The 10,480-nt window shown below is 72.2% G+C and carries 10 protein-coding genes; 2 read left to right on the top strand and 8 right to left on the bottom strand.

All coding sequences use genetic code 11. The features are described 5' to 3' along the window. Positions 1–48 precede the first annotated feature (48 nt). On the top strand, positions 49–1,125 hold the full coding sequence (locus tag MTQ10_RS21920; RefSeq protein ID WP_247471110.1) for a glycosyltransferase: 1,077 nt from the start codon (positions 49–51) through the stop codon (positions 1,123–1,125). A gap of 137 nt (positions 1,126–1,262) precedes the next feature. Here the strand turns inward: MTQ10_RS21920 and MTQ10_RS21915 are convergent, their stop codons facing one another. Beyond that, a complete protein-coding gene (locus MTQ10_RS21915) occupies positions 1,263–2,438 on the bottom strand; it encodes a glycosyltransferase (RefSeq protein WP_247471108.1) in 1,176 nt (391 codons plus the stop codon). Between the two features lie 269 nt (positions 2,439–2,707). Here MTQ10_RS21915 and MTQ10_RS21910 point away from each other — a divergent pair, with 269 nt between their 5' ends. Then, positions 2,708–2,944: a hypothetical protein gene (locus MTQ10_RS21910; protein ID WP_247471106.1), complete on the top strand. Its 237-nt coding sequence runs from the start codon at positions 2,708–2,710 to the stop codon at positions 2,942–2,944. A gap of 123 nt (positions 2,945–3,067) precedes the next feature. Here the strand turns inward: MTQ10_RS21910 and MTQ10_RS21905 are convergent, their stop codons facing one another. From MTQ10_RS21905 to MTQ10_RS21875, 7 genes are all read right to left on the bottom strand, one after another. Next, positions 3,068–4,996, bottom strand: coding sequence for a multicopper oxidase family protein (locus MTQ10_RS21905; protein ID WP_247471104.1), 1,929 nt, complete (start codon positions 4,994–4,996; stop codon positions 3,068–3,070). Positions 4,997–5,098: 102 nt separating this feature from the next. Beyond that, positions 5,099–6,835 carry an ABC transporter ATP-binding protein gene (locus MTQ10_RS21900; RefSeq protein WP_247471114.1) on the bottom strand — a complete coding sequence of 579 codons (1,737 nt, stop codon included), beginning with the start codon at positions 6,833–6,835 and terminating at the stop codon, positions 5,099–5,101. Positions 6,836–6,941: 106 nt separating this feature from the next. Then, positions 6,942–7,148, bottom strand: coding sequence for a hypothetical protein (locus tag MTQ10_RS21895; protein WP_247471101.1), 207 nt, complete (start codon positions 7,146–7,148; stop codon positions 6,942–6,944). A 97-nt stretch (positions 7,149–7,245) separates the two neighbouring features. Beyond that, positions 7,246–8,139: an ABC transporter permease gene (locus MTQ10_RS21890; protein WP_247471086.1), complete on the bottom strand. Its 894-nt coding sequence runs from the start codon at positions 8,137–8,139 to the stop codon at positions 7,246–7,248. Further along, the gene (locus MTQ10_RS21885; RefSeq protein ID WP_247471113.1) at positions 8,126–8,932 is read right to left on the bottom strand and encodes an ABC transporter ATP-binding protein; all 807 of its coding nucleotides are present in this window, start codon (positions 8,930–8,932) and stop codon (positions 8,126–8,128) included. The genes MTQ10_RS21890 and MTQ10_RS21885 overlap by 14 nt, the downstream gene beginning before the upstream one ends. Before the next feature lie 42 nt (positions 8,933–8,974). Continuing rightward, positions 8,975–10,081, bottom strand: coding sequence for an aliphatic sulfonate ABC transporter substrate-binding protein (locus tag MTQ10_RS21880; protein ID WP_247471084.1), 1,107 nt, complete (start codon positions 10,079–10,081; stop codon positions 8,975–8,977). Positions 10,082–10,190: 109 nt separating this feature from the next. Beyond that, positions 10,191–10,480, bottom strand: a 290-nt coding sequence (locus MTQ10_RS21875; RefSeq protein ID WP_441351003.1) for an elongation factor 1-alpha C-terminal domain-related protein, incomplete at its 5' end; no start/stop codon positions are given.

Raw genomic sequence — 10,480 nt, 5'->3', positions numbered from 1 at the left:
CCGCCCCCCGCAGACCCCCTGCCCCCCAACGGAAGAAGTGCGACAGCCATGAAAATACTGTTCACCGTCGGTGGCAGCCAGGCGGCCGTCTTCGGCGTCGCCCCGCTCGCCGCCGCCGCCCGCAACGCCGGCCACGAGGTCCTGCTGGCGGCCGACGAACCGCTGATGGCGGCCGCACAGTCCGTCGGGCTCCCCGCGGTCTGCATCACCGCCGAGCGCATGCGCTACGGCCAGGACGGCATGACGGCCGCCGCCCGCATCGACGCACTGCTGGACCTGACCGGGCAGTGGAGCCCCGATCTGGTCGTCGGCGGCCTGTCCCACGTCCCGCGGGTGCTCGCGGCCCGGCTGAAGGTGCCCTACGTCCGCCACATCTGGCACATCGCGCCGATGGCGCGCCGGGACCGCACGGCGGTGGCGGAACTCCAGCCGCAGCTGGAGCGCCTGGGACTGACCGAGCTGCCGGACCCCGACCTCTTCATCGACCTGTGCCCGCCGTCGCTGCGCCCGCCCGGCGCCCCCGCCGCGCGGTCGATGCGCTGGGTGCCCCGGGTCACCCAGCGCCGGGTCGAGCCGTGGATGTACACCCGGCCCGAGGGCCGCCGCCGGGCCCTGATCACCGCGGGTACGCGCAACCTGGTGCTGGACACCCCGGGCAGCTCGCTGCGCCGGCTGGTGGAGGAGCTGACCGGGGCGGGCGTGGAGGTGCTGATCGCGGCGCTGCCCGAGGCGGCCGAGCGCTACGGTGCCCAGCTGGGGGACGTGCGCATCGGCTGGATTCCGCTGGACGTGGTCGCCCCCACCTGCGACCTGGCGGTCCACCACGGCGGCGCCACGACGGCGATGACGCTGATCAACGCGGGCGTCCCCCAGCTGATCGTGCCCGACAACGGCTACGGCAAGGCCGTCGCGGAGGCCGTCAGCGGCTTCGGCGCCGCGATCCTGGCGGACCCGCACCGGCCGCCGGCGGGGCAGGAGCCGGGCGAGGCGGTCGTCGCGGGCTGCCGCGAGGTCCTCGGCGATCCCCGGTACGCCGAGCGGACACGGGCGCTGGCCCGGGAGACCGCGGCGCTGCCCACCCCGGACGAGGTGCTGCGCGACATCGAGGCGCTCGTCGCCCGCTGACGCGGCGGCCGGGCCCCGGCCCGGCCGCCCTTCCCTGCCTTCCGTCCGCACGCACAACGCCGGTCGCCCTGGGCCCGACGGAGCGGTCCTCCGCGGTCCCAGGGCGACCGGCGTTCGCCGGGGCCGGCGTACGGCCGTCAGACCAGCGCCTCCAGCTTGGGCACGATCTCGGCGGGCGTGGGCAGGGTGGAGATCTCCTTGGCGAGGAGCTGCGTCCGCTCGGTGTAGCTGGGGTTCTCCAGCAGCTCCCGGCACGCCGCGGCGATGACCTCGCCCGGCGCCTTGTCCGGCTCCTGCGCCTGCGGCCACAGCGTCTTGCCGGCGCCGAAGTCGGTGATGGCCTTGGCGATGGCCTCCCGGTGGTAGTTCGGCGGGAACTCCGGCGGGTTCTCCGGGATGACCAGCTGGGGCACCCCGTTGGCCATGAGAGTGGTGGCGGTGGTCGCGCCGCCGTGGTGGACCGCCAGGTCGCAGGTGGCGGCGGTGACGTCGATCGGGATCCAGCCGACACGTGCGTCGCCCAGCTCGGCGCCGAACCGCTCGACGGCACCGGGGTTCGCCGCGATCAGCGCCTCGGCGCCCAGCTTGTCGAGCTCCTTGACCAGCAGCGGCATGGACCAGCCCGGGTCGCGGAACATCAGGCTGCGGAACCCGGAGGTGATCACCACGCGCTTGCGGCCCTCGGGGCGGGTGTACATCCAGCGCTCCAGCCGGCGCTGCGGGTTGCTGGGGATCCAACGCATCGGCTGCGCGGCCGGGTCGTGGGCCGGCCGCAGCGACGGCGGGGTGGAGTCCAGGAGCAGGTCGGGCTTGAGCAGCCCGTCCACGCCGAGGCGCTCCATCTCCGGCCGCAGCTCGAGCTCGGCGCCGGGGTCGATACCGGTGAGCGGGATGCCCAGGTACTCGACGTGGCGCACGTAAGGGACCTTCAGGTGGGCGGCGAGCAGCATCGCGGCGTAGCTCTGGGAGCTGCCCACGACGACGTCCGGGGTCCAGTCCTTGGCCAGTTCCAGCAGGGACTCCACCCCGGCCAGGCCCATCTTGGCGAAGCCGCGGCCCTGCCCGATCATCTCCTCGTCGCCCAGCTCCCGGGGGAAGCGCAGCCCCTTGCCCGGGTTGCTGATCCGCATGAAGTGGCGGATCGGGTCGACGGTGAAGCAGAAGGTGGGGAGGCCGATGGCCTCCGCGGTCTCCACCCACGGTTCGTGGGCGGCCAGCATGACCTGGTGGCCCGCATTGCGCGCGGCCGTCGCCAGCGGGGCAGCGGCATAGTAGGTGGCCTGGCTGCCCGTGGTAATGAACAGGATTTTCATGGCACTCCGGATGCTTTTCGTTGGACGCGGCCTGCAGCATTTGCGAGCACTCCCGATGGTCCGCAGCGCGGCCTTTTCCTGTCAAACACCGGAATTTTCAAGTCCCGTTCGATCGCGGATTTCCCGCAGTTGAACGGAGTATTCTCCGCGCGTCGTTGCGCACCCTTCGGCAGCTGACCATCATGTGGTCGGTACGTGTGGCCAGGAAGCCTCAGAAACCGGATACCGAAAGTCGGTGGCACATGAACAACCTGATCTACGCAGCCCGGATGGCTCTCCGTGACGTCATGGAAGTGAACATCTACAGCCAGGGCAACGACAAGGTCTATCTGACCGTTTTCCCGGAGCTGGTCTGGGAGGGCACGGAGAAGACCCGGCCGGAGACCGTGGTGCAGAACGTCATCGGCCGCCTCCACGACATGGACCTGGACGTCGCCGGCGGCGAGGAGGCTGTGCGGACGCTGCTGGACTCCAACCCCGTGGAGATCATCCGCAAGGCCGCCTGACCGCGTCGCCGGCCAGCGGCCCAGGCTTTCGCCGCGTACGGCACCGCCCGCCGCCGGCTCCACCGCACCCCGAGTGCCCGCGCCGACCACCGCCGCGGGCACTCGGTGTGTTTCCGCCCGCCGTCAGTGGTGGCCGCCCATGTGGCCGTGGGCGGCGGGGGTGACCACGAGGGGGCGCACCATGTGCTGCTCGTGCTCCAGCATGTGGCAGTGGTGGACCCCTCTGCCGACGACGGGGAAGGTCACGGCGACGGTGACCAGTTCGCCCGGCGTGCCGTTCGGGCCGGGGCGGATCTCCCCCGCGGCCCCCACCCGGACGGTGTCCTTGAGACCGCGTTCGTGCGGCTCCAGCTCCCCGGCCCGCAGGTAGGCGGCCGGCCGGGCGGTGCCCCGGACGGTCCGGTCGAAGCCGGTCACGTCGTAGTGCTCGCGGGAGAGCACGTGGAAATGGGCCAGGTGGATGTGCATGGGGTGGGGGGAGGCGGCGAGGTTGAGGTACTTCCAGATCTCCGTGCTGCCGTGCGCCACGGTGAAGGCCCGCCCGTCGTCGTAGTGCAGGGCCGTCCTGCGCAGCGTCGTGAGGGTGCCCTCGGCGTCCCGCACCTGGACGATCCCCGCGGCGGGAAAGGTGATACCGGCCGTGTCCGTCACCTCCTCCATCTCCCACAGTTCGGGCACGTTCTCCGTGCCGGGACCGACGATCACCACCCACCGGGGTGCGCCGTCGTGGGGCAGGTCGTGGTGGGAGGGCCGCTCGAAGGTGGGCGAGAGCACCGCGGGCGGTGTGAACCGGCCGGCGGACCCGCGGGCGGCGACGCGGAACTGCATCACGTCGGGTTCCAGCAGGTCGTGCCGGGTGCTGGAGGAGCCGGGCGGCACGCCCTCCATGGTGTTGACCAGCTTCAGGGAGCGGCCGCGGTACGCGCTGAAGTCGACCAGCACGTCGACGCGTTCGCCGGAGGAGAGGTTCAGCGCCCCCTCGACGGGCAGGGGCGTGTCGATCAGGCCCTGGTCGGTGCCGATGACCTGGAAGGCCCCGGGGACGGGCTCGCCGTCGGCCAGCAGCATCAGCCGGTAGATCCGCGAGTTGGCGGTGTTGGCGATGCGGAACCGGTACCAGCGCGGCTCCACCTCCAGGTAGGGCCAGATCACCCCGTTGACCAGGGTGTAGGGGGCGGCGTGGGTCCGCATGAGCTTGGTGCCGACCATCTCCACCTTGTGCACCAGCCGCCCGGTGAGCGCGCCGGAGGCGTCCAGCGCGAAGTTGCGGTCGCTGAGCACCAGCGGCACCTCGTACCGGCCCTTGGGCAGGCCCAGCGCCCGCTCCTCCTCGTCGCGGCGGACGAACAGCCCGGCGAGACCGGCGTACACGCTGAAGCGGCTCACGTGGTGGGTGTGGTCGTGGTACCAGAGCGTCGTCGCGGCCTGGTCGTTCGGGTACGCCGACAGCTGCACGTCACCGGGCGCGACCAGGTTCTCCATCCAGCCGTCGTTGCCGCCGCCGGTCAGCATGCCGTGCAGGTGCACCGCGGCCCACGGCTCGAGGTCCGCCACCCCGGGGACCTCCCGGCAGCCCTCCGTGCCCGGATAGTTGGACAGCGGGTCGGGCGAGGGGCCGCCGGGCTGCCCGAAGTCGACGGCGGTGACCGGGAGGGTGCCGGTCAGATGGTTCTCCCAGGCCACCCGCAGGCGGCGGCCGCGCACCGTCTCGATGGTGGGGCCCGGATAGCTGCCCTCGTACGTCCACATCCGCACCGGCGGCAGGTCGGAGTGGACCAGGACGTCGGCGGTGCGCATGCGCACGGTCAGCTCGTCGTGCCCGCCCCGGCCGGCGGGCCGCAGCACCGGCGGTATGCGCAGCGGATCCTTGAACTTGGCCAGGATCAGCCGGTCCGCCGACGGCTCGGCGGCGCCGGCGCCCGGGGCCTTCGGCGCGGCGACGGCGGTGTACGAGGACATGAGGGCACCCAGTCCGGCCACGGCACCGCCGCGCAGCAGGGTGCGCCGCTTCATCAGGGGTGAGTCCGGTGTTTCGGCAGACGCAGTCTCCATTCGCCGGATGGTAGGCACGGCCGATGCAGAGCCACTCGAAGTGGCGTCCAGACCGCTCGCCTCACCGCCCTGAGCTGCGCGGACGCCGCATTCCTGCCGCGGCTAGACGACCGCCATCTCGCTGTCGCGGCGGACGAGGGCGGCGTAGTGACCGTCGAGGGCGAGCAGCTCCTCGTGGGTGCCGCGCTCGGCGATGCGCCCCCGCACCAGCACGATGATCTCGTCGGCGTTGCGGACCGTCGAAAGCCGGTGCGCGACCGTGATGGTGGTACGGCCGGCGCTCGCCGCGTCGATGGCTTGCTGCACGGCCCGCTCGGTGCGGGTGTCCAGCGCGCTGGTGGCCTCGTCGAGGACCAGGACCGGCGGGTCGCGCAGGATGGCGCGGGCGATGGCCAGGCGCTGCTTCTCCCCGCCGGAGAAGCGGTAGCCGCGCTCGCCGACCACCGTGTCGTAGCCGTCGGGCAGGGACATCAGGTAGTCGTGGATGTGCGCCACCCGGGCCGCGGCGACCAGCTCCTCGTCGGTCGCGTCGGGCTTGGCGAAGCGCAGGTTCTCGGCGACGGTGGCGTGGAAGAGGTACGACTCCTGGGAGACGACCCCGACGGCGGCGGCGAGGGTGTCGAAGGACAGGTCGCGCACGTCGATGCCGTCGATCGTGACACTGCCGGACGTCGCGTCGTACAGGCGCGGGATGAGATAGCTCAGCGTCGTCTTGCCCGAGCCGGTCTCGCCGACGACGGCGAGGCTGCGGCCGGCGGGCACGGTCACGTCGATGCCGTCCAGCGTCGGCCGCTCGGCGCCGGCGTAGCGGAAGCCGACGCCGCGCAGCCGCACCTCGCCGCGCAGCCGCGCCGGCACCACGGGCCGCTCCGGTTCGGCGACGTCGACGGGCAGGTCGAGGTACTCGAAGATGCGGCCGAACAACTCCAGTGAGCTCTGGATGTCCAGGCCGATGGTCAGCAGGCGCTGCGCGGGCCGGAACAGGATCTGCTGGAGGGTGGCGAAGGCGACCAGCTCCCCGATGGAGACGGCCATGTGCCCGCCGCTCGCGGTCAGACCCGCCACCCAGTAGATCACCGCGGGCATGGCCGCCATGACGACCCAGATCGTGGACTGGTACCACAGGCCGGCCGTGCTCGCGCGGACCTCGGTGTCGGTGAGCTTGCGGGACTGCTCGGCGAACGCGTCGCTGAGGGAGCGCGAACGGCCCATCGTGTGGCCGAGCATGATGCCGCTGACCGACAGCGACTCCTGCACGTTCGAGGACAGGTCGGCGAACTGGCGCTGCCGGGAGCGGGTCAGTACGCGCAGCTCGTCGCCGACGCGGCGGCTGACCCAGACGAAGCCGGGCAGGACGACCAGCGAGGCCAGGGTGAGCCGCCAGTCGAGCAGGGCCATGGCGGTGACGGTGGCGATGACGGTCGTCACGTCCGACACCAGGGCCGTCGCGGTGGTCGTCACCGTCACCTGCATCCCGCCGATGTCGTTGGCGATGCGCGACTGGACCTCGCCGGTGCGGGTCCGGGTGAAGAAGGCCAGCGACATGCGCTGGAGGTGGGAGTAGACCGCGGTGCGCAGGTCGTGCATGACGAGCTGGCCGACCTTGGCGGACAGGTAGGTCTGCCACACGTTGAACGAGCTGTTCGCGACGGCGACGGCGACCATGCCGAGGGCGAGGAGGGTCAGCAGGCCGGTCCTGCCCTGCGGCAGCGCCACGTCGATGATGTGACGGATCAGGAAGGGGTTGACGAGGGAGACCAGCGACGACCCGGCGACCAGGAACGCGACGGACATGAGGCTCGTGCGGTACGGGCGGAACAGCTTGAGTATGCGGCGCATCTGCACGGGATGGCGGGCAGCGGCCGACCCGGTGGTGGTCACCCCTGGTCTCCTTCGGTTCGGTCGGGTCAGGACGGTGGGCGGGCGCGACTGCCGCGGCGGGTGCTCACACCTCTTCCAGCAGATCCAGCCGCCGCGCGATCTCCTCCTGCGGCAGCGGGGGCAGGCACGGCTGTTCGCCGGGCGGGATCACGTATCCCGTCCAGGGGTGCGGCAGATGGATCGCGAACCAGCCGAACCCCATCCACATGACGCCTTCGCCGAGGCTCCTGCCGAGGGACCTGATCAGGCCGGGTGGGCGCCGTGCTCGCATCTCGGTCTCCGTTCGCCGGTCAACCTTTCACCGCCACAGTGGGCGACCTGTCTCAAGGAGCGGCGGACGATGCGTCGAGCCCCGCTCGAGGCGTGGCTCAGCCCTTCACGAGCAGTCCGCGGCTGCGCAGGACCCGGCGTTCGAGCGGGCTGAAGACCAGCAGGTCGATGGCGACGCCGACGGTGAGGACGAGCACGATCGCCTCGAAGACCATGGCCATGTCGCTCGCGTTGCGGCCGTACTCCAGCAGTTGGCCGAGGCCGATGCCGAGGTCGGGGGAGGAGGCGATGATCTCGGCGGCCATGAGGGAGCGCCAGGAGAACGCCCAGCCCTGCTTGAGCCCGGCGACGTAGCCGGGCAAGGCCGCGGGCAGGGTGATGTGCCAGGTGCCCTTCAGGCCGGTGGCGCCCAGGGTGCGGCCGGCGCGCAGGTACAGCGGGGGCACCTGGTCGATGCCGGAGACCAGCCCGTTGGCGATGGACGGCACGGCGCCGAGCAGGACGACGGCGTACATCATGCGGTTGTTCAGCCCGAGCCAGATCACGGCGGGTGGCACCCAGGCGACGGACGGCAGCGACTGCAGGCCGGACAGGACGGGCCGGACGGCCGCTCGCAGGAACCGGACGCGGGCCACCAGCAGTCCGAGCGGGGTGCCGAGGGCGAGGGCGAGGAGGAAACCGAGCAGACCGCGCGAGACGGAGGTCCAGATGTAGCCGAGCAGGGTGCCCTGGAGCCAGGCGTCGTGCAGGACGTACCACACGTCGGCGGGGGCGGGCAGCCTGGCCGGGTCGTCGACCATCCGGAAGGACACCAGTGCCTGCCAGACGGCCAGGACCAGGGTGAGGGCGAGAACGGGCGGCAGCATCTTGTCGGTGAGGAGCCGCCGCAGCGGGGTGCGGACCGTGGGCGAGGCCTCCAGGGCGTCCAGGCCCGCTTCCAGGCCGGCCAGGTCGCCGTCGTCGGCGCGCGGGGCGGTGTCAGTGGCGGCCATGGCGGCGGATCTCCCCACGCAGTTCCTCGGTGATCTCGGCGGACAGTTTTGCCACGGCGGCATCCTCGATGCGCCGCGGCTGCGGGATGCCGACGGTCCACTGGCGGGCGATGCGGCCGGGGCGGGAGGACAGCAGCACCACGCGCTGGGCGAGGCGGACGGCTTCGCGGACGTTGTGGGTGACGAACAGCACGGAGACCCCGGTCTCGGCCCAGACGCGGGTGAGTTCGTCGTGCAGGACGTCACGGGTGATGGCGTCAAGGGCGGCGAAGGGCTCGTCCATGAGGAGCAGCCGGCTGTCCTGGGCGAGGGCGCGGGCCAGGGCGACGCGCTGGCGCATACCGCCGGACAGCTCGTGCACCCGCTTGCCGTGGACGCCCTTCAGACGGACCAGTTCGAGCAGTTCCTCGGCCCGCTCGCGGCGACGGCCGCGGGGTACCCCGCGCAGGCGCAGGGCGAGTTCGATGTTCCGGCCGGCGGTCAGCCAGGGGAACAGGGCGTGTTCCTGGAACATCAGCGCGGGGCGGCCGTCGGTCGTGACCGACCCGGCGGTGGGGCGGTCGAGCCCGGCCACCAGGTTGAGCAGGGTGGACTTGCCGCAGCCCGAGGCGCCTAACAGGGTGATGAACTCGCCGGGGGCGATGTCGAGGCTGATGTCGTCCAGGACGAGCTGCTGCCCGGCGGGGCCGGGGAACGACTTCGAGACGTGCTCGATGCGCGCGGCCCACGCGGTGGCGCCGGTGTTCGCGGTGGCTGCGGCGGTCGTGGCGGCCTGGGCGAGCGGTGTGGTCATGGTCATGGTCGTCACCTCCTGTTCCGTGGTCGTCGTCCGAGGTCACCGAAGGACGCCGAGCCCGGCGTCGTCGACCGGCCTCCCGCCCCCGGCGGTGAGGACCTTGTTCAGCAGCGTGAGGTCGTAGATGCCCCGCAGGTCGGGCCGTTGGAGCAGGCCGGCGCGGACGGCGTGGTCGGCCTGCGCGGCGAGGGTGGCGGCCAGCGGGTCGTCGGTGATCTCCAGCGACGCCCAGGCCGGGGCCATGACCTCGGCGGGCAGCGCCTTGCCGGCGTCGCGCGCGATCTGCTCGTTCGCGGCGGCCTTGGCCTCCTCGGAGTGGGCCTTGATCCACCGGTTGGTCGCCACGGACGCCCGCAGCACGGCCTCGACGGCTTTCGGATGCTTCTTCAGGAACGTCTGCGACACGATGATGTGCGTGGTGGTGAACCGTCCGCCCGGCCACAGGGACGCCTCGTCGAGCAGCACCTTTCCGCCCTCGGCGACCAGTTTCGACGCGGTCGGCTCCGGCACCCAGGCACCGTCGACGGCGCCGGCCCGGAAGGCGTCCGGGGTGACCTTGTTGTCGCTGCGGACGACGGTGACGTCACCCTTGCCGGTCATCGGGTCGATGCTCCAGCCCTGTGTGGCGGCCCAGTGGAGGAAGGCGACGTCCTGGGTGTTGCCGAACTGCGGGGTGGCGATCCGCCTGCCCTCGACGTCGGCCGGAGTCCTGATCTTCCTCGGGTCGACGACCAGTCTCACGCCGCCGGAGGCCGAGCCGCCGATGATCCGCAGGCTGGTGCCGCCCGACTTCGCGTAGCCGTTGATCGCGGGGGAGGGGCCGATCCAGCCGATGTCGATCGAGCCCGCGTGCAGCGCCTCGATCTCGGAGGGGCCGGCGTCGAACACGGCGTACCGGGCGCGGGTGCCGCCCAGTTCCCTCTGGAGGAAGCCCTTGCGGTGGGCCACCAGTGCGGTGGCGTGGGTGACGTTGGCGAAGTAGCCGATGCGCACGGAGTCCAGACCGTCGGTCAGGGGCGCTCGCGGAACGGCCTGCGCCGCGCCCCGATCGGCGGCCCGGGAGCCGTAGCCGCAGCCGGCGAGCAGCAGCAGCGCGAGGGTGGCCAGGGCGGCGAGGGTGCGGCGCACAGGGGTGGTGGCGGACACGGCAGGTGTTCCTCTCGGTGGCCCGGCGGTCACGGCCGGCCGGGCGCGTCGGACATGTCGGCCGGGCCCCGGCCGGGAAGCGGTGGACCGGTGCGTCCCCGGACCTCGGTCACAGGTCCCACCCGTCGTCCGCGCTCTCGGTGCGGACCGGTTCGGGCGCGGTGGAGGAGGCGCCGACCATGCCGGCGGTGAGGGTGGTGCCGTCGGCGGGGTCGATGAGCAGAAAGGACCCGGTGCGCCGGGAGTCGGCGTAGGAGTCGACGGGCAGCGGTTCGGCGGTGCGGATCTTCACCCGGCCGATGTCGTTGGCGGCGAGCTGTCCGGGGTGCGGGTGCAGCGACAGGTCGTCCAGGGTGAGCCGGGAGGGGATGTCCTTCACGATGGCCTTGACGGTGCGGG

Origin of the sequence: Streptomyces sp. XM83C (assembly GCF_023072675.1) — a bacterium.
Taxonomy (GTDB): domain Bacteria; phylum Actinomycetota; class Actinomycetes; order Streptomycetales; family Streptomycetaceae; genus Streptomyces; species Streptomyces thermocoprophilus.
This window is presented reverse-complemented; position numbering and strand designations above follow the sequence as displayed.

Bases quoted from the DNA above. Each gene is read 5' to 3' on its own strand.
- MTQ10_RS21920 (WP_247471110.1), top strand. From the start codon at position 49: ATGAAAATACTGTTCACCGTCGGTGGCAGCCAGGCGGCCGTCTTCGGC.
- MTQ10_RS21915 (WP_247471108.1), bottom strand. From the start codon at position 2,438: ATGAAAATCCTGTTCATTACCACGGGCAGCCAGGCCACCTACTATGCC.
- MTQ10_RS21910 (WP_247471106.1), top strand. From the start codon at position 2,708: ATGGCTCTCCGTGACGTCATGGAAGTGAACATCTACAGCCAGGGCAAC.
- MTQ10_RS21905 (WP_247471104.1), bottom strand. From the start codon at position 4,996: ATGGAGACTGCGTCTGCCGAAACACCGGACTCACCCCTGATGAAGCGG.
- MTQ10_RS21900 (WP_247471114.1), bottom strand. From the start codon at position 6,835: ATGCGCCGCATACTCAAGCTGTTCCGCCCGTACCGCACGAGCCTCATG.
- MTQ10_RS21895 (WP_247471101.1), bottom strand. From the start codon at position 7,148: ATGCGAGCACGGCGCCCACCCGGCCTGATCAGGTCCCTCGGCAGGAGC.
- MTQ10_RS21890 (WP_247471086.1), bottom strand. From the start codon at position 8,139: ATGGCCGCCACTGACACCGCCCCGCGCGCCGACGACGGCGACCTGGCC.
- MTQ10_RS21885 (WP_247471113.1), bottom strand. From the start codon at position 8,932: ATGACCACACCGCTCGCCCAGGCCGCCACGACCGCCGCAGCCACCGCG.